Source organism: Actinospica robiniae DSM 44927 (assembly GCF_000504285.1).
Classification (GTDB): domain Bacteria; phylum Actinomycetota; class Actinomycetes; order Streptomycetales; family Catenulisporaceae; genus Actinospica; species Actinospica robiniae.
In genome coordinates this window covers 5,359,877-5,376,624 of record NZ_KI632511.1, presented here as the reverse complement: position 1 = coordinate 5,376,624, position 16,748 = coordinate 5,359,877, and the positions used below count along the sequence as shown (strand labels likewise).

Annotated in this window: 20 protein-coding genes; 16 read left to right on the top strand and 4 right to left on the bottom strand. The window is 70.0% G+C overall.

Translation table 11 applies throughout. The annotated features are described in order from the left end of the window. The first annotated feature begins 65 nt into the window (after nucleotides 1-65). From map to glmM, 14 genes are all read left to right on the top strand, one after another. The gene (gene map, locus ACTRO_RS22700; RefSeq protein ID WP_245594464.1) at nucleotides 66-878 is read left to right on the top strand and encodes a type I methionyl aminopeptidase; all 813 of its coding nucleotides are present in this window, start codon (nucleotides 66-68) and stop codon (nucleotides 876-878) included. 101 nt (nucleotides 879-979) lie between these two features. Continuing rightward, a complete protein-coding gene (locus ACTRO_RS22695; protein ID WP_051451233.1) occupies nucleotides 980-1,411 on the top strand; it encodes a DUF1707 SHOCT-like domain-containing protein in 432 nt (143 codons plus the stop codon). 189 nt (nucleotides 1,412-1,600) lie between these two features. Continuing rightward, nucleotides 1,601-1,822, top strand: a complete 222-nt coding sequence (gene infA / locus ACTRO_RS22690; protein ID WP_034266061.1) for a translation initiation factor IF-1 — start codon at nucleotides 1,601-1,603, stop codon at nucleotides 1,820-1,822. 53 nt (nucleotides 1,823-1,875) lie between these two features. After that, nucleotides 1,876-1,989, top strand: a complete 114-nt coding sequence (gene rpmJ / locus ACTRO_RS22685) for a 50S ribosomal protein L36 (RefSeq protein ID WP_034266058.1) — start codon at nucleotides 1,876-1,878, stop codon at nucleotides 1,987-1,989. A gap of 249 nt (nucleotides 1,990-2,238) precedes the next feature. Continuing rightward, the gene (gene rpsM, locus ACTRO_RS22680; RefSeq protein WP_034266055.1) at nucleotides 2,239-2,619 is read left to right on the top strand and encodes a 30S ribosomal protein S13; all 381 of its coding nucleotides are present in this window, start codon (nucleotides 2,239-2,241) and stop codon (nucleotides 2,617-2,619) included. 69 nt (nucleotides 2,620-2,688) lie between these two features. Further along, nucleotides 2,689-3,102 (top strand): 30S ribosomal protein S11, encoded by a 414-nt coding sequence (rpsK, locus tag ACTRO_RS22675; RefSeq protein WP_034266051.1) that lies wholly within the window; start codon nucleotides 2,689-2,691, stop codon nucleotides 3,100-3,102. 32 nt (nucleotides 3,103-3,134) lie between these two features. Further along, entirely contained in the window at nucleotides 3,135-3,761 is a 627-nt protein-coding gene (gene rpsD, locus ACTRO_RS22670; protein WP_034266048.1) for a 30S ribosomal protein S4, read from the top strand. 158 nt (nucleotides 3,762-3,919) lie between these two features. Then, nucleotides 3,920-4,945, top strand: a complete 1,026-nt coding sequence (locus ACTRO_RS22665; protein ID WP_034266045.1) for a DNA-directed RNA polymerase subunit alpha — start codon at nucleotides 3,920-3,922, stop codon at nucleotides 4,943-4,945. Between the two features lie 202 nt (nucleotides 4,946-5,147). Further along, the gene (gene rplQ, locus ACTRO_RS22660) at nucleotides 5,148-5,690 is read left to right on the top strand and encodes a 50S ribosomal protein L17 (protein WP_034266043.1); all 543 of its coding nucleotides are present in this window, start codon (nucleotides 5,148-5,150) and stop codon (nucleotides 5,688-5,690) included. 95 nt (nucleotides 5,691-5,785) lie between these two features. Further along, nucleotides 5,786-6,613, top strand: coding sequence for a tRNA pseudouridine(38-40) synthase TruA (gene truA / locus ACTRO_RS22655; protein WP_051451232.1), 828 nt, complete (start codon nucleotides 5,786-5,788; stop codon nucleotides 6,611-6,613). A gap of 63 nt (nucleotides 6,614-6,676) precedes the next feature. After that, nucleotides 6,677-7,663: a hypothetical protein gene (locus ACTRO_RS22650; RefSeq protein ID WP_034266042.1), complete on the top strand. Its 987-nt coding sequence runs from the start codon at nucleotides 6,677-6,679 to the stop codon at nucleotides 7,661-7,663. Nucleotides 7,664-7,891: 228 nt separating this feature from the next. Continuing rightward, entirely contained in the window at nucleotides 7,892-8,335 is a 444-nt protein-coding gene (rplM, locus tag ACTRO_RS22645) for a 50S ribosomal protein L13 (RefSeq protein WP_034266040.1), read from the top strand. A gap of 21 nt (nucleotides 8,336-8,356) precedes the next feature. Beyond that, nucleotides 8,357-8,857 (top strand): 30S ribosomal protein S9, encoded by a 501-nt coding sequence (gene rpsI, locus ACTRO_RS22640; RefSeq protein WP_034266038.1) that lies wholly within the window; start codon nucleotides 8,357-8,359, stop codon nucleotides 8,855-8,857. A gap of 131 nt (nucleotides 8,858-8,988) precedes the next feature. After that, nucleotides 8,989-10,347 (top strand): phosphoglucosamine mutase, encoded by a 1,359-nt coding sequence (glmM, locus tag ACTRO_RS22635; RefSeq protein WP_034266035.1) that lies wholly within the window; start codon nucleotides 8,989-8,991, stop codon nucleotides 10,345-10,347. Nucleotides 10,348-10,453: 106 nt separating this feature from the next. Here glmM and ACTRO_RS22630 read toward each other — a convergent pair whose 3' ends face one another. Genes ACTRO_RS22630 through ACTRO_RS22615 form a run of 4 tightly spaced genes read right to left on the bottom strand, consistent with a single transcriptional unit; the run spans nucleotide 10,454 to nucleotide 14,156 of the window. Next, nucleotides 10,454-11,170: an ABC transporter permease gene (locus tag ACTRO_RS22630; RefSeq protein WP_034266032.1), complete on the bottom strand. Its 717-nt coding sequence runs from the start codon at nucleotides 11,168-11,170 to the stop codon at nucleotides 10,454-10,456. 3 nt (nucleotides 11,171-11,173) lie between these two features. After that, nucleotides 11,174-12,109, bottom strand: coding sequence for an ATP-binding cassette domain-containing protein (locus tag ACTRO_RS22625; RefSeq protein ID WP_051452473.1), 936 nt, complete (start codon nucleotides 12,107-12,109; stop codon nucleotides 11,174-11,176). 35 nt (nucleotides 12,110-12,144) lie between these two features. Next, nucleotides 12,145-13,257 carry an ABC transporter permease gene (locus ACTRO_RS43720; protein WP_051451231.1) on the bottom strand — a complete coding sequence of 371 codons (1,113 nt, stop codon included), beginning with the start codon at nucleotides 13,255-13,257 and terminating at the stop codon, nucleotides 12,145-12,147. After that, nucleotides 13,254-14,156, bottom strand: coding sequence for an ATP-binding cassette domain-containing protein (locus ACTRO_RS22615; protein ID WP_034276204.1), 903 nt, complete (start codon nucleotides 14,154-14,156; stop codon nucleotides 13,254-13,256). Before ACTRO_RS22615 ends, ACTRO_RS43720 begins: the two co-directional genes overlap by 4 nt. A 287-nt stretch (nucleotides 14,157-14,443) precedes the next feature. Between ACTRO_RS22615 and glmS the strand changes: the two genes are divergently transcribed. Continuing rightward, on the top strand, nucleotides 14,444-16,306 hold the full coding sequence (gene glmS / locus ACTRO_RS22610; RefSeq protein WP_034266026.1) for a glutamine--fructose-6-phosphate transaminase (isomerizing): 1,863 nt from the start codon (nucleotides 14,444-14,446) through the stop codon (nucleotides 16,304-16,306). Between the two features lie 71 nt (nucleotides 16,307-16,377). Beyond that, nucleotides 16,378-16,731, top strand: a complete 354-nt coding sequence (locus tag ACTRO_RS22605; protein WP_034266022.1) for a holo-ACP synthase — start codon at nucleotides 16,378-16,380, stop codon at nucleotides 16,729-16,731. Nucleotides 16,732-16,748: the final 17 nt, after the last annotated feature.

Below are 16,748 nucleotides of genomic sequence, written 5' to 3'. Positions count from 1 at the left end.
TGTCTGACGACGCGGGCGGACGCCGAAGGGCGTCCGCCCGCGTCGTCGGTGAGAGAATGTCTCCCATGATCGAGCTCAAGACCGAGGAACAGTTCGCGCTGATGCGCGAGGCCGGGCTGATCGTGCGCGGCGCCCTGGAGACGCTGCGCGGCGAGGTCAAGGACGGCGTGACCACCGGAGGGCTGGACGCGATCGCGGAGGAGTACATCCGCTCGCACGACGCCGTCCCCTCGTTCAAGGGCTACGGCGACCCGCCCTTCCCGGCCGTGATCTGCGCCTCGGTCAACCACGAGGTGGTACACGGCATCCCGGGCCAGACCGTGGTGCGCGACGGGGACATCCTGTCCATCGACTGCGGCGCGATCTACCAGGGCTGGCACGGGGACGCGGCGATCACGGTCGGCTGCGGCGAGATCGGCCCGGAACTCGCCGAGCTGCTGCGGGTGACCGAGCAGTCGATGTGGCACGGGATAGCGGCGATCCAGGACGGCAAGAAGCTCGGCGAGATCGGCTCGGCCATCCAGAGCTACGTCCGCTCGCAGGGCCCGTACGGCATCGTCGAGGGCTACGGCGGCCACGGCATCGGCACCGAGATGCACATGGACCCGTTCGTGCACAACCAGCGGATGCTGCGCGACCCCGGCTCCCGGCTGCGGATGCGCACCGGCATGGCCCTGGCGATCGAGCCCATGCTCGCCCTCGGCAGCAAGTTCACCCTCGTCACCGACGACCAGTGGACCGTGGTGAGCCGGGACGGCTCGCCCGCCGCGCACTTCGAGCAGACCGTGTGCCTGACCGAGCAGGGGCTGTGGGTGACCACGGCCGAGGACGGCGGCAAGGCCGGCCTCGCGCCCTTCGGCGTCGCGGTGCACCCCTGAAGTTCCCGCCGCCCGCTCCGGGATCCCGCGGCGCGGCCGCGGACGCGTCCCCTGACATCCGTCACTAACGCGGCCGCCCCGGCCCTGGCTAAGCTGGTCGTATGGGGAAGAACGATGGCGCCGGCGCCCTGAACCCGGCGATACGGGCGTCCGACGCGGATCGCGAACGGGTCGTGGAGATCCTGCGGCAGAACAACGTCGAAGGACGGCTGACCTCGGACGAGTTCGAGGAGCGGATGAGCGCCGCGTACGCCGCCAAGACGATGGGGGCGCTGGCCGAGCTGACCACGGACCTGCCGGTGGACCTCGCCGCGCACACCCGGCAGCAGGCGGAGCTCGCCCGCAGGCAGGCGGCGCAGGTGCCGATGACCAAGCAGATGCGCGCCGCCGTCTCGAGCTGGGCGAGCCTGGCCGTCGTGCTCACCGTGATCTGGGCGGTCACCGGAGCCGGCTACTACTGGCCGGGCTGGCCGCTCGGCGTGCTCGCCGCGCTGGGTCTCTCGCGCGGAATCAAGGAGTGGGGCCGGCGCTGAAGGCCGCGTGCGCAGGCGCCGGAGACCGCGGGAAAGGGCCCGCACTTCCAAGATCGTCCGATTGGCCTTTCCGCGGGAACGCAGCGTAGACTGCCTTGCTGTATGTGTCATGGGTGTTTTGCGCCCTCGACACGTGCGGTGCCGGCCTAGGCCGAAAGCCCACGTTTCCGACCGAAGAAGTGCGAGGATATGGCCAAGAAAGAAGGGGCCATCGAGATCGAGGGCACCGTCGTCGAATCTCTGCCCAACGCCATGTTCCGGGTGGAGTTGCAGAACGGGCACCAAGTTCTTGCGCACATCAGCGGAAAGATGCGGATGCACTACATCCGCATCCTGCCGGATGACCGGGTCGTCGTCGAGCTCAGCCCGTACGACCTGACCCGTGGGCGGATCGTCTACCGGTACAAGTAAACAATCGCGATCATGCGTCGCCCTCCGGCGGCGCCGCTCGAAAGGGACCTGCAGTGAAGGTCAAGCCGAGCGTCAAGAAGATCTGCGACAAGTGCAAGGTGATCCGCCGTAACGGCCGGGTCATGGTGATCTGCGAGAACCTCCGGCACAAGCAGCGCCAGGGCTAGTTCACAAAGCCCTGATCTGCGTGTGCGAGGCTTTTTCTGCTCTTGCCTGCGCTTGCTCGTCGTCTTCGCGTTGACGTCCAGCACCCGTAAGAGCGCGGTATCCCGCCCCCCGTCCCACCGGCTCGTCCGGCGGAACGGGACGCCACCCCCGGCACGGAGGCCGGGGACCTTCCATGTACGGCCGCCCGCGGCCGCGACCGGGAACGGTACCGCGCCAGACCTCCGGTAACGAACCTAGGAGACAGCCAGATGGCTCGCCTCGTCGGAGTCGACCTCCCCCGTGAGAAGCGGGTGGAGATCGCGCTGACCTACATCTACGGCATCGGCCGTACCCGGGCGCAGGCTACCTGCGCCGGGGCCGGGATCTCCCCGGACCTCCGCGTCAAGGACCTGTCCGAAGACGACCTGATCAAGCTGCGCGACTGGATCGACGCCAACTACAAGACCGAGGGTGACCTCCGTCGCGAGGTGGCCGCCGACATCCGTCGCAAGATGGAGATCGGGTGCTACCAGGGTCTGCGCCACCGCAAGGGCCTCCCGGTCCGCGGCCAGCGCACCCACACCAACGCGCGTACCCGCAAGGGCCCGCGTCGCGCCATCGCCGGCAAGAAGAAGCCGGGCAAGAAGTAGTCCCCTCCGGTTCCCTCTGGAATTCCGGAAATCAGGGACCGATCACCTCAACCTGGAGTACACCGAGAAATGCCTCCCAAGAGCCGTCAGGCTGCGGCAGCCGCCAAGACCAAGGTGCGCCGCAAGGAGAAGAAGAACGTCGCTCACGGGCACGCCCACATCAAGAGCACGTTCAACAACACGATCGTCTCGATCACCGACCCGCAGGGCAACGTGATCGCCTGGGCTTCGTCCGGCCAGGTCGGCTTCAAGGGTTCGCGCAAGTCGACCCCCTACGCCGCCCAGATGACCGCCGAAGCCGCCGCTCGCCGCGCCATGGAGCACGGCATGCGCAAGGTGGACGTGTTCGTCAAGGGTCCGGGCTCCGGCCGCGAGACCGCGATCCGTTCGCTGCAGCAGACCGGCCTCGAGGTCGGGTCCATCAACGATGTGACCCCGTCCCCGCACAACGGCTGCCGTCCGCCGAAGCGCCGCCGCGTCTGAGTCGCGTTCGAGTCCGAGGAGATTAGAGAACCATGGCCCGTTACACCGGAGCCGACTGCAAGCGGTGCCGCCGCGAGAAGACGAAGCTCTTCCTCAAGGGCGCCAAGTGCGAGTCGGCGAAGTGCCCCATCGAGATCCGTCCGTACCCCCCGGGCGAGCACGGCCGCGGCCGCTCGAAGGACAGCGAGTACCTGCTGCAGATGCGCGAGAAGCAGAAGTGCGCGCGTATCTACGGCGTGCTCGAGAAGCAGTTCCGCGGCTACTACGAGGAAGCCAGCCGCAAGCAGGGCAAGACCGGCGAGAACCTGCTGCGCATCCTCGAGACCCGGCTCGACAACGTGGTCTACCGCGCGGGCTTCGCCAAGTCCCGTGACCACGCCCGTCAGCTGGTGCGCCACGGCCACATCACGCTCAACGGCCACAAGGCCGACATCCCGTCGATGCGGGTGACCGAGAACGACATCGTCGAGGTGCGCAAGTCCTCGCTCGAGCTCACCCCGTTCGTGGTGGCCCGGGCCGAGGCCGGCGACCGGACGTCACCGGCGTGGCTCGAGGTCGTGCCGTCGAAGATGCGCGTCCTGGTGCACGCGCTCCCGCAGCGCGGCGCGATCGACACGCTCGTGCAGGAGCAGCTGATCGTCGAGTTCTACTCGAAGTAAGGCTGATCCCGCGGCGCGAGGCGCCGCGGTGCTTGACGCAGGGTGCCGGTTTCGGTATACGCCCCATGGGGTATACTGGATCGGCACCCTGTGTGCTTCTCGCCCGGGTGTACCAACGGACGTCATATATCGGGCGTCCATGAACATGGAGGTTTCCCTTGCTCATCGCTCAGCGCCCCACGCTGACCGAAGAGGTCGTCGACGAATTCCGCTCCCGGTTCACCATCGAGCCGCTGGAGCCGGGCTTCGGCTACACCCTCGGCAACTCGCTGCGCCGCACCCTGCTCTCCTCGATCCCGGGTGCCGCCGTCACCAGCCTGCGCATCGACGGCGTGCTGCACGAGTTCCAGACCATCCCGGGCGTCAAGGAAGACGTCACCGACATGATCCTGAACATCAAGGGTCTGGTCGTCTCCTCCGAGCACGACGAGCCGGTCGTGATGTACCTGCGCAAGCAGGGCCCCGGCATCGTCACCGCCGCCGACATCGCCCCGCCGGCCGGCGTCGAGGTGCACAACCCCGAGCTGATCCTGGCCACGCTCAACGCCAAGGGCAAGCTGGAGATGGAGCTCACGGTCGAGCGCGGCCGCGGCTACGTCTCCGCCGTGCAGAACAAGCAGCCCGGCCAGGAGATCGGTCGGATCCCGGTCGACTCGATCTACTCGCCGGTGCTCAAGGTCAAGTACGAGGTCCAGGCCACCCGAGTCGAGCAGCGCACCGACTTCGACAAGCTGGTCGTGGACGTCGAGACCAAGCAGTGCCTGCGTCCCCGCGACGCGGTGGCCTCGGCCGGCAAGACCCTGGTCGAGCTGTTCGGCCTGGCCCGCGAGCTCAACGTCGAGGCCGAGGGCATCGACATGGGCCCGTCCCCGACGGACGCCGCGCTGGCCGCCGATCTGGCCCTGCCGATCGAGGAGCTGGAGCTCACCGTCCGCTCCTACAACTGCCTCAAGCGCGAGGGCATCCACACCGTGGGCGAGCTCGTCGCGCGTTCCGAGGCGGACCTGCTCGACATCCGCAACTTCGGCGCGAAGTCGATCGACGAGGTCAAGGCCAAGCTGCACGGCATGGGCCTGGCGCTGAAGGACTCGCCCCCCGGGTTCGACCCGTCGGCCGCCCTCGCCGCCACCGACGAGGGCTACGAGGACGACGACCTGTCGTTCGCGGAGACCGAGCAGTACTAAACCGAGCAGTACTAAACCGAGCAGTACTAAGGAGGACGCCGACCACTGTGCTGGTTGGCGGAGACCGAGCAGTACTGATTTTCACCACCTCCTGACTTCACGTCAGGAGGGCACGCCAAACGTCCGGGGCTCCGACACCGAGGAGCCCCGGGACTGTGCGAGTACCTAGTCCGGCTCACACAGGATCAACAGGGAGAGAAACATGCCCGCCCCCAAGAAGGGTCCGCGTCTCGGCGGTTCCGGTGTGCACCAGAAGCACATCCTGGCGAACCTGGCCAAGTCGCTGATCGAGCACGAGCGGATCACCACCACCGAGGCCAAGGCCCGTCAGCTGCGCCCGTTCGTCGAGCCGCTGATCACCAAGGCCAAGAAGGGCGACCTGCACTCGCGTCGCCAGGTGGCCGCGACCCTGGAGCTGCGCAACACGCCGTTCTACAGCGGCCGTGACACGCTCTACAAGCTCTTCGAAGAGATCGCGCCGCGCTACGTGGCCCGTCCGGGTGGTTACACCCGCATCGTCAAGCTCGGCCCGCGTCGCGGCGACAACGCCCCGATGGCGATCATCGAGCTCGTCGAGCCGCTGACGGTCGCTCAGGAGGCCACGCGCGAGGCCGAGGCCGCGACCAAGCGTTCGGCCAAGGACAAGGCCGCCAAGGCCGAGGCTCCGGTCGTCGAGGACGAGGCGCCCGCCGCCGAGGCCGCCGAGGTCGAGGACGAGGCGGTCGAGGAGACCACCGAGTCCTGAGCCCGCGGCTCCTCGAGAGCTCACGGCGCAGTACGGTGAAGGGCGTTCCGCAGGGCAACCTGACGGGGCGCCCTTTCGGCATGGAGAGGCAGAGCATGACGCGGGTGACCCGGGTACGGCTGGACCTGGCCTACGACGGCACGGAGTTCGCCGGCTGGGCCAGGCAGCGCAGTGGCGTGCGGACGGTGCAGCAGGTGCTGGAGGAGGCGCTCACGGCGGTGCTGCGGGTGTCCGAGCCGGTGCAGTTGACCGTGGCCGGGCGCACCGACTCCGGCGTGCACGCGTCCGGGCAGGTCGCGCACTTCGACCTGCCGGACGGCGTCTGGGCCGCGCACCAGGAGAAGCTGCTGCGCCGCCTCGCCGGGAAGCTGCCGATGGACGTGCGCGTGGCGAAGGTGTCGGTAGCGCCTGAGGGCTTCGACGCTCGGTTCGCGGCCACCTCGCGCCGCTACATCTACCGGGTCTGCGACTCGAAGGTCGGCACGCTGCCCACTCGGCGCGGATTCGTGCTCTGGCACAACCGCGAGCTCGACCTCGACCGGCTGACCGAGGCGTCGAAACTGCTGCTCGGCGAGCACGACTTCGCCGCCTACTGCAAGAAGCGCGAAGGCGCGACCACCATCCGCCGGCTGCTCGACGTGCACTGGGAGCGCACCCGGCCGGACGAGGTCGCGGCCACCATCGAGGCCGACGCGTTCTGCCACTCCATGGTGCGCGCCCTCGTCGCCGCGCTGCTCATGGCCGGCGACGGCCGCTGCGCGCCGGAGTTCCCGGCCGAGGTGCTCGCCGGCAGGGAGCGGCACCCGTCGGTCAATGTCCTGCCACCGCACGGACTGACGTTGGAGGAGGTCAAGTACCCCGACGACGCCGAGCTCGCGGCCCGGGTGGAGGAGACCCGGAGGATAAGGGTGCTGGGTTGCTGAGCCAGTGGGCGTACCAGTAATATCCGACCGTTTCGATGGCGATCGCGGGCGGGGAGTCGGGTCATGGCGGGCAAGTGGCGCGCTTTCACGGTGGTGGTGCTGGCGGCGCTCGCCGGGACTCTGAGCACGGGCGCGAGCCATGCGGACAGCTCGGCGTACGGCCTCTTCTTTCCGGAGAGTCCCTACCAGTACGACAGCAACACCGGAACCCATACGGCGCAGATCCGCATCACCGCGGACTCTCCGCTGGTCGGTGCCGACGTACCCGTCGACTTCACCGTCAACGAGGCTTCCGGGATCGCGTGGTTCGGCGGCCTGTCGGCGTCGGGCGAATCCGGCGCGAGTTGCGGCAAGCAGTCGGCGTCGGGAACGAAGATCTCCTGGAAGTGCGTGCCGGGCTCGTCCGGCTGGAGCGTCGGTTCCCTGGCGGTGAGCGTCGACACCGCCACCACGAAGACGGCATGCACGCTGCTTCCGAGCGGTGAGATGTGGGAGTGCACCGCGGACTCGGTGGACTTCGGCGGCCCGGACGCGCCGGCGGCGGGTTCGACGGCGTCGGACGGGGGGACGTGGAGCGCCGGATTCGCCATCGAGATCGTTCCCGGCCCCGCACCGTGTGCCGCCGCCCCGCCTCCGTGCTCCGCCTCCGACACGGCAGCCGCGAAGACGACGGCGCCGCACGCGGCCTCGAGCTCCGCCCCGGCGGCCGGCCACACGTCCGCCGCCGCAGGCTCGACGACGACGAACGCAGAGGCGGCCGCTTCGACGAGCGGCTCGTCATTCGTGTCGGCCCCCGCCTCGGCCTCGGCCGCCGGGTCCGACGCCTCGGCGTCGCCGACCGACGTGCCCGTCGCCTCGAGCGCGCCCGCCGTGCTCGACGCCGTGCCGACCGCCTCGGCCTCCGGCTCCGGCTCGAACGGGATCGAGGTCGCGTTGCCGATCGTCCTCGTCGTCCTCGCCGTCGCGTTCTTCGGCTGGCGGTTCAGCACGCGTCGCCGTCGGCCGGGCGGGCCGGACGACCAGGGTGGCCAAGGCTCCACGGACGAGTGACCGTTTTGACCTGAGCCGTCCACGGCCTGTACCGTAAGCCCAGTTGTGTTCCGCGCGATCTGATGCGCGCCCGGACTTCTATCCTGACCGGCTCGCCGGGTGAGGGTACAAGAAACCGGGGGGCCCGGTGCCTGATGCCGTAGGTGTCGAGTGCACTCCGCCTGCGGTTCATCACGTCAACTTCCACGAACCCGTGGACTTCCGACATCGAGTGAAGGCATACGACCCGTGCGTACGTACAGCCCCAAGCCCGGCGAGGTCGAGCGCAAGTGGTACGTCATCGACGCCACTGACATCGTTCTCGGCCGGCTCGCCAGCCAGACGGCCATCCTGCTGCGCGGCAAGCACAAGCCGCAGTTCGCTCCGCACGTGGACACCGGTGACTTCGTCATCATCGTCAACGCGGAGAAGGTCCACCTGTCCGGCAACAAGCGCGAGGACAAGCTCGCCTACCGTCACTCGGGCTACCCGGGTGGTCTGCGTTCGGTCAAGTACGGCGACCTGATCGACAAGGACCCGCGCAAGGCCCTCGAGAAGGCCGTGCGCGGCATGCTCCCGCACAACAGCCTCGGGCGCGAGATGCTCAAGAAGCTGAAGGTCTACGGCGGACCGAACCACCCGCACGCCGCACAGCAGCCCGTTGCGTTCGAGCTGTCCCAAGTCGCCCAGTAATCGATCAAGGAGTTTGCGGCAGTGTCCGACCTGACCACCGACGTCGAGACCCTCGACGACGAAGAAGTTCCCGAGACCTACACGACGGAGACCGCCCCGGCCGCCGACGCCCCCGTGCGCCGCGCCGCCAACCTGGTCCCGGCGGGTGGCACCGGCCGTCGCAAGGAGGCGGTCGCGCGCGTGCGCATCGTCCCCGGCACCGGCAAGTGGAAGATCAACGGCCGTACCCTCGACCAGTACTTCCCGAACAAGGTCCACCAGCAGGAAGTCAACGAGCCGTTCCACGTGCTCGAGCTGGACGACCAGTACGACGTGATCGCCCGGATCAACGGCGGCGGCATCTCCGGCCAGGCCGGTGCGCTGCGCCTGGGCATCGCCCGCGCCCTGAACGAGGCCGACGTCGAGGCGAACCGCCCGACCCTGAAGAAGGCCGGCTTCCTGACCCGGGACGCGCGCGCGACCGAGCGCAAGAAGGCGGGTCTCAAGAAGGCGCGCAAGGCGCCTCAGTACTCGAAGCGTTAATCGCCGAACACACCGGAGGTCCTTTCGGCCTCTTATCGGCAAGTCAGACAGCCCCATCGTCCGCTCGACGGCGTACGGTGGGGTTGTCTGTTCCCTCCCTGACCGACCACACAGCTAAGGGGTCCGCATCCATGGCCCGACTTTTCGGCACCGACGGAGTACGCGGCACGGCGAACCGCGAGGTCACCGCGGAGCTCGCGCTCGACCTCTCGGTCGCCGCGGCCCACGTGCTGGCCGAACGCGGCGACTTCGCCGGGCACCGGCCCAAGGCGGTCATCGGCCGGGACCCGCGGGCTTCGGGGGAGTTCCTGGAGGCGGCGGTGGCCGCGGGCCTGGCCTCGGCCGGCGTGGACGTGGTGCGGCTCGGCGTGCTGCCGACGCCGGCGGTGGCCTACCTGGCCATCTCGCTCGGCGCGGACTTCGGCGTGATGCTCTCGGCCAGCCACAACCCGGCGCCGGACAACGGCATCAAGTTCTTCGCGCGCGGCGGGCTGAAGCTGGCCGACGAGGTGGAGGACGCGATCGAGGCCCGGCTCGGCGAGCCGTGGCAGCGGCCGGTCGGCGCGGGCATCGGGCGGATCACCGACCTGCCGGACGGGGTGGAGCGCTACGTCGACTACCTGGTGGCCACGGTGCCCAACCGGCTCGACGGGCTGCGGCTGGTGCTCGACACCGCGCACGGCGCCGCCGCCGCGGCGGCCCCGGCGGCGCTGCGCCGGCTCGGCGCCGAGGTGGTCACCATCGGCGACGCGCCGGACGGGAACAACATCAACCACGAGTGCGGCTCCACCCACCTCGAAGCGCTGCGGGCCGCGGTGCTCGAGCAGGGCGCCGACCTCGGCGTGGCGCACGACGGGGACGCGGACCGGATCCTGGCGGTGGACCACACCGGCGAGGTGGTGGACGGCGACCAGATCATGGCCATCCTGGCCCTCTCGCTGCGCGAGCGTGACGCGCTGGCCTCGGACACGGTCGTGGCCACGGTGATGGCGAACCTGGGCTTCAAGATCGCGATGGAGCGGGCCGGGCTCAAGGTGGTGCAGACGGCCGTGGGCGACCGCTACGTGCTCGAGGCGATGCGCGAGGGCGGCTTCGTGCTGGGCGGCGAGCAGTCCGGCCACATCATCATGCAGGAGTACGCGACCACCGGCGACGGCGTGCTGGCCGGGCTGCACCTGCTGGCCCGGGTGGCCGAGAGCGGCAAGCCGCTGGCCGAGCTCGCCGCGGTGATGCGCAAGCTGCCGCAGGTGATGGTGAACGTGAAGGACGTGGACAAGTCCCTGCTGGCCGCGAGCGTGGAGCTGGCCGCGGCGGTGACCGAGGCCGAGGCCGAGCTCGGCGCGAACGGCCGGGTGCTGCTGCGCCCCTCCGGCACCGAGCCGCTGGTGCGGGTGATGGTCGAGGCGCAGACGCAGGACCAGGCCGAGCAGATCGCGCACCGGCTGGCCGAGGCGGTGCGCTCGGCGCTGACGGTGGCCGAGGCGGCTTGAAGGTGAACGACCGAAGCGGGGGCTGACGTCTCGTCAGCCCCCGCTTCGCTGCGCGGATCGGGTTCGGTCCGCAGTGCCCGTACAGCAGCTGGTTCGAAGACGCGCCCTAGTCCGCCCGGACCGTGAAGGCGCTCAGCCGGCGTGTCCCGTAGCCCAGCAGCACGACCACCGCGATCGCGGCGAGCACCAGCGACGGGGTGATGGTCAGGTGCGCGTTCAAGTCGCCACTCTTCGAGACCGAGTGCGCGAGGCCGAGCGACCACTGCTCGATCGAGAGGTACTTCGCGCCGCTGACCAGGTTGCTGATCAGCTCCTCCCACAGCGCCACGTAGGCCAGCGCGTAGATCACCGGGTGGCGCAGCGCCGCCGAGATCATCACGAACAGGCACGAGTAGACCACCGAGCCGAGCGTGGCGCCGAGGAAGCAGCCCACGGACAGCGCGTGCACGCCGCTCTGCGCGATGACGCCGGCGATCAGCACCGGCAGCGCCGCGAACAGGAAGGTCACCGCGGCCGAGACGGCCGTCTTCGACAGGATCACCGCCCGCCGCGGCACCGGCGTGGCCAGCAGGTGCAGCACGCTGTTGTCGTCGATCTCCGAGCCCAGCACCGAAGTGCCCACCAGCAGCGCCGTCAACGGCACCACGGCGCCCGCGCCGACCCGGCCCAGCACGATCGCGGGCCAGTCCTGCACGGTGCCGTTGGCGCCCTTGAGCGCGAGCGTGATCAGCACCAGGATCGCCGCGGGCAGCGCGAACAGCAGGGCCCGGCGCCGTCCGAACAGCGCCCGGAAGGAGATCCAGGCCACAGTGGAGTTGAACATGGCTCAGGCTCCCACGAGGTAGGCGAACACGGATTCGAGCGACTCGTCCGACGGGATGAGCTCGCGCAGGCCGATCCCGGCGGCGCGGCAGGAGCCCGCCAGGCCGCGGGTGAAGGTGCCGTGGTCGCTCGCGCGCACCTCCAGCCCCTCCTTGGTCAGCGCCACCCCCTGCACCGCCGGGCTGGCCATCAGCACCCTGGCCAGCTCCCGGTCGTCGCTGCTGCGCAACAGGAACACGTGCGGCCGGTTGGTCATCAGGCGCCTGATGGTGCGGTAGTCGCCCGAGGCGGCCAGCCGCCCGGCCACCACCACCTGCACGGTGTCGGCGAGCCGCTCGACCTCCTCCAGGATGTGCGAGGAGAACAGGATGGTGCGGCCCGCGCCGCCGAGCGCGCGCAGCAGGTCCATCATGTGCAGCCGCTGGCGCGGGTCCATGCCGTTGAACGGCTCGTCCAGCAGCAGCACCTTCGGGTCGTGCACCAGCGCCGCGGCCACCTTGGCCCGCTGCCGCATGCCCTTGGAGTACGTCTGGATCGGCCGGTCCGCGGCCGCGGTCATCTCCACCTGCTCCAGCGCCCGCTCGGCCGCGGCCTTCGGGTCCGCCAGCTTGTGCAGCTTCGCCGAGGCGACGACGAATTCACGCGCCGTCAGGAACGCGTAGACCGAGTCGCGCTCGGGCACCAGGCCGACGGTCTCGAAGATCGCCGGGTTGCGCCACGGCGAGACGCCGCCGATGGTCACCGAGCCGCGCGAGGGCGAGAGGAAGCCGGAGAGCAGGTGCAGGATGGTGGACTTGCCCGCGCCGTTCGGGCCGAGCAGGCCGGTCACGCCCGGGCCGAGCTCGAGGGAGATGTCGTTGACGGCGACCACGTTGCCGTACCAGTGCGTGACGTGGTCGAAGCTGACGATCGCCGGAGCGGAGCCGGCATCGGCGGACATCCGCGCCGCGGGCACGGCGGAGGGTTCGACAGCGGTCACGAGACGCTCACCTTCCGGTATCGCAGGAACAGGCCGCCGGTGCCGGCGGCTACGAGCAGGACGAGTTCGAGGCCGTAGACCGGGCCGAGCGGGGAGGGGTCGGGCAGATCGCTGTCGGTCGCGTGGAACACCCAGATCCGGGTGCCCTCGACCAGGTTCTCCGGGTTGAGCAGCCCGCCGGCCTTGGCGATGTCCGAGTAGACCGGGACCTCGTAGGTCACGGTGATGTCGGCGTAGCCGGGCTTGTTCGGGTCCTCGGCGCCGGTGATGCCGTCGATGCCGTACTCCCGCGCGTTCACGCCCTGGCAGTACTGGTTGACCAGGAACTGCGGCGGGCCGTTCTCGCCGCCGCCGACCGGGAAGATGTCCCCGCTCAGGTTCGGCGAGTTCGGGTCGAGGGCGGGCACCACACAGCTTTCCCGGTGGCTGGCCCACGTCTTGCCCAGCGCGTTCGACATGACCTGCGAGATGGCGAGCGTCACCAGGAAGAAGATCGCGATCATGCCGGTGGCGATGACGCGGCGGCCGGTGGTGGAGGCGAGCAGCAGCGCCAGCACGCTGAAGACGGCGGCCTGCAGCAGTGCGACGACCACGCCGGGGAAGGCCTGGCGGGTGTCGAGCCAGATCTGGTGGCCGCCGTTGGACGAGGCCACCTGGCCGAGGTAGGTGATCAGCACCGGCAGAGCGGTCACGATCAGCACGCTGGTGGCCAGGGCGAGCAGTTTGGCCAGCGGGTAGTCGAGCCGGCGCAGCGGCCGGGAGAAGTAGAGCGGCAGCGTGTGGTGGCGCAGGTCCCGGGAGACCAGCTCGGGCGCGGCCACCGCGACGAACAGCACGGTGAACAGGGCCATGTCGATGCCGATGACGGAGTAGTTCAGCACCAGGTCCTTGCCGCTGGAGGCCATGTACACGTTCAGCGCGGCCGGGATCACCATGACGAGTACGACGAACCAGGGCACGATCTTCGCCTTCGGACCGCGTCCGAAGCCGAAACAGGCGCGCAGGCCGTGGACGTAGAGGGCACGCAGGATCTGCGCCCGGCCCAGCCGTGGACCGGTGTACGGCTTGTAGCCGATGTCGTGGATGACGCTCGTGGTCGGACTGCTCACTGGATCGTCGCCTCCATCGGTTCGCCGGTTTCGCGCTGCTCGAACAGTTCCTCGACGTGGTGCCGGCGGTGCTCGAGCCGGGTGAGCGGGAGGTCGAGGTCGGCGACGGCGTCGCGCACGGTGTCGAAGACCGGGTCGGCGTCGAGGCGGACCAGCAGGGCGCGGCCCTGGACGCTCACCACCAGGCCCTGGCCCTCCAGCTGCCGCCGGAGCGCCTCGAAGCCCTCGTCCACCTCGACGGCGAGCCAGGGCAGCGCCTGCGTCATCGAGTCCAGCGACGCGGCCCGCAGCAGCTTGCCGCCGTCGATGGCGACCAGGTGGTCGCAGATCCGCTCGATCTCGCTCAGCAGGTGCGAGGCCACCACGACGGCGATGCCGAACTCCGAGCCGATCCGGCGGATCAGCGCGAGCATGGCGTCGCGCCCGGCCGGGTCGAGGCCGTTGGTCGGCTCGTCCAGCAGCAGCAGGCCCGGGTTGCCCACCAGCGCCTGGGCCAGCTTGACCCGCTGCTTCATGCCGGTGGAGAAGGTGCCGATCTGCCGGTAGCGCTCCTCGTGCAGGCCCACGTGCCGCAGCGCCTCGGCGGCCTGCTCCTTGGCCGCGGTCGGCGGCAGGCCGGTCATCCGGCCGAGGTGGGTGACGAACTCGGTCGCGCTCACGTCGGCCGGCAGGCAGTCGTGCTCCGGCATGTACCCCACCCGCCCGCGGATCTCCGCGCCCTGCTCCCGGGCGTCGAGGCCGAGCACCCGGATCTGGCCCGCGCTCGGCGTGATCAGGCCGAGCAGGATCTTGATGAGGGTGGATTTGCCGGCGCCGTTGGCCCCGACCAGGCCGGTGATCCCCGGCTGCACGGACAGTTCGAGGTCGCTCAGGGCGGTCACGCCGCCCGGATAGCGCATCGTCAGCGCCTTCGCCTCGATGATCGGTTGCTCGTAGTCTGACACGCTCCGACGCTAGTGCCCCGCCCGCCGCTACGGCGTCCGGCCGTGGGCGGGTTTCCGCGTCATCCGGAAGGATGGCGGACCCTGGGCCGGAGTCAGGGACTTACCCCGACCCGCGACGGCCGGACACCCCCGTCCGATCACTGGTCTATACCTCTACCTGCGGTTTTCCCGGCTTGGCGGCGGCAGCGTACGCCTCGGGACGGCTAGAGTGGGGGCATCTACGGCGAGAGGAAAAGATCCAGGTGTGCGGAATCGTGGGTTATGTCGGAGCCAAGTCCGCCCTCGACGTGGTGCTCGAGGGACTGCGGCGGCTGGAGTACCGCGGCTATGACTCCGCCGGGGTGGCCGTGGTGGCCGACGGCGAGCTGACCGCGCGGAAGAAGGCCGGCAAGCTGGGCAACCTGGAGAAGGAGCTGGCCGCCAACCCGCTGCCGGCCTCCGGCCTCGGGCTCGGGCACACCCGCTGGGCCACCCACGGCGGGCCCACCGACGCCAACGCGCACCCGCACTTCGACTACGGCAGCCGGGTCGCGGTGGTGCACAACGGGATCATCGAGAACTTCGCGGTGCTGCGCGAGGAGCTGCGCGAGGCCGGGATCGAGCTGTCCAGCGAGACCGACACCGAGGTGGTCGCGCACCTGATCGGGCTGGAGTACCCGGGCTGCGTGGAGTCCTTCGGGGACGGCGCGCTGGCCGAGGCGATGCGCCGGGTCTGCCGCCGGCTCGACGGCGCCTTCACCCTGGTCGCGGTGCACTCCGACGTGCCGGACGTGGTGGTCGGCGCCCGGCTCAACTCCCCGCTGGTGGTCGGCGTGGGCGCGGGCGAGGCCTTCCTGTGCAGCGACGTGGCCGGCTTCATCGGCCACACCCGGGAGGCCATCGAGCTCGGCCAGGCGCAGGTCGTCGAGGTGCGCAGCAACGCCGTGGTGATCACCGACTTCCACGGCGAGCCCGCCGTCGGCAAGCCCTTCCACGTGGACTGGGACGTGGCCGCCGCGGAGAAGGGCGGCTACGACTACTTCATGGAGAAGGAGATCGAGGAGCAGCCGCAGGCGGTGGCCGACACCCTGCTCGGCCGGGTCAGCGGCGAGGGAAAGCTCGAGCTCGACGAGATGCGGATGAGCGAGGCCGAGCTGCGCAGCGTGGACAAGGTGATCGTGATCGCCGCGGGCACCTCGTACCACGCGGGCATGATCGCCAAGTACGCCATCGAGCACTGGACCCGGATCCCGGTCGAGGTCGAGCTCGCCTCCGAGTTCCGCTACCGCGACCCGATCCTGACCCGGGACACGCTGGTGCTGGTGATCTCGCAGAGCGGCGAGACGGCCGACACGCTGATGGCGCTGCGGCACGCCAAGGACCAGCACGCCCGGGTGCTGGCCATCTGCAACAGCAACGGCGCCACCATCCCGCGCGAGGCCGACGCGGTGGTCTACACCCACGGCGGCCCGGAGATCGCGGTCGCCTCCACCAAGGCCTTCCTCACCCAGCTGATCGCCTGCTACCTGGTCGGGCTCTACCTCGCCCAGGTGCGCGCGGCGAAGTTCCCGGACGAGATCAGGGAGATCCTCGACCAGCTCTCGCAGGCCCCGGCGAAGGTGCGCGAGACGCTGGACCGGATGGAGCCGGTGCGCGAGCTCGGCCGGGCGCTCAAGGACCACGGCCGGGTGCTGTTCCTCGGCCGGCACGTGGGCTTCCCGGTGGCGCTCGAGGGCGCGCTCAAGCTCAAGGAGCTGGCGTACGTGCACGCCGAGGGCTTCGCCGCCGGCGAGCTCAAGCACGGCCCGATCGCGCTGGTGGACCAGGACCTGCCGGTCGTCGTGGTGGTGCCGCCGGCGGACCGGCCGCTGCTGCACGACAAGATCGTCTCGAACATCCAGGAGATCCGGGCCCGCGGCGCCCGCACCATCGTGATCGCCGAGGACGGCGACGAGGCGGTGGTCCCGTTCGCGGACACGCTCATCTACGTGCCGGAGCTGCCGACGCTGCTGCAGCCGCTGGTGGCCACCGTGCCGCTGCAGATCTTCGCCTGCGCGCTCGCGGACGCGAAGGGACTGGACGTGGACCAGCCGCGTAACCTGGCGAAGTCCGTGACAGTCGAGTAGCAGCCGATCGGCTAACCTGGCGAAGTCCGTCGCAACGACGTCGGGGGAATAGCAGGGCCGGAGGCTGGGCGATGATCGTGGGTGTGGGGATCGACGTGGTCGATGTCGCCCGGTTCCAGGCCACGCTCGAGCGCACCCCGGCGCTGCTCGAGCGGGTCTTCACGCCCGGCGAGCGGGGCCTGCCGACGGCCTCGCTCGCGGCCAGGTTCGCCGCGAAGGAGGCGGTGGGCAAGGCGCTGGGCGTGCCCGGCGACCTGAGCTGGCAGGACGCCGAGGTGCGCAGCCAGCCGACCGGGCGGCCGTACCTGGTGGTCTCCGGCGGGGTGGCCCGGCGTGCGGCCGAGCTCGGCGTCACCCGCTGGCACCTGTCGCTGAGCCATGATGCCGGGATCGCCTCGGCGATGGTGGTGGCTGAGGCGAGCTGACCGGGCAGAATGGCGGG

Coding starts and splice junctions, on each gene's coding strand:
- ACTRO_RS22615 (WP_034276204.1), bottom strand. CDS start 14,156: ATGCGCTATCCGGGCGGCGTGACCGCCCTGAGCGACCTCGAACTGTCC.
- rpsD (WP_034266048.1), top strand. CDS start 3,135: ATGGCCCGTTACACCGGAGCCGACTGCAAGCGGTGCCGCCGCGAGAAG.
- ACTRO_RS22630 (WP_034266032.1), bottom strand. CDS start 11,170: ATGTTCAACTCCACTGTGGCCTGGATCTCCTTCCGGGCGCTGTTCGGA.
- rplQ (WP_034266043.1), top strand. CDS start 5,148: ATGCCCGCCCCCAAGAAGGGTCCGCGTCTCGGCGGTTCCGGTGTGCAC.
- rpsK (WP_034266051.1), top strand. CDS start 2,689: ATGCCTCCCAAGAGCCGTCAGGCTGCGGCAGCCGCCAAGACCAAGGTG.
- rpsM (WP_034266055.1), top strand. CDS start 2,239: ATGGCTCGCCTCGTCGGAGTCGACCTCCCCCGTGAGAAGCGGGTGGAG.
- glmM (WP_034266035.1), top strand. CDS start 8,989: ATGGCCCGACTTTTCGGCACCGACGGAGTACGCGGCACGGCGAACCGC.
- ACTRO_RS22625 (WP_051452473.1), bottom strand. CDS start 12,109: ATGTCCGCCGATGCCGGCTCCGCTCCGGCGATCGTCAGCTTCGACCAC.
- truA (WP_051451232.1), top strand. CDS start 5,786: ATGACGCGGGTGACCCGGGTACGGCTGGACCTGGCCTACGACGGCACG.
- ACTRO_RS22650 (WP_034266042.1), top strand. CDS start 6,677: ATGGCGGGCAAGTGGCGCGCTTTCACGGTGGTGGTGCTGGCGGCGCTC.
- map (WP_245594464.1), top strand. CDS start 66: ATGATCGAGCTCAAGACCGAGGAACAGTTCGCGCTGATGCGCGAGGCC.
- infA (WP_034266061.1), top strand. CDS start 1,601: ATGGCCAAGAAAGAAGGGGCCATCGAGATCGAGGGCACCGTCGTCGAA.
- ACTRO_RS22605 (WP_034266022.1), top strand. CDS start 16,378: ATGATCGTGGGTGTGGGGATCGACGTGGTCGATGTCGCCCGGTTCCAG.
- ACTRO_RS22695 (WP_051451233.1), top strand. CDS start 980: ATGGGGAAGAACGATGGCGCCGGCGCCCTGAACCCGGCGATACGGGCG.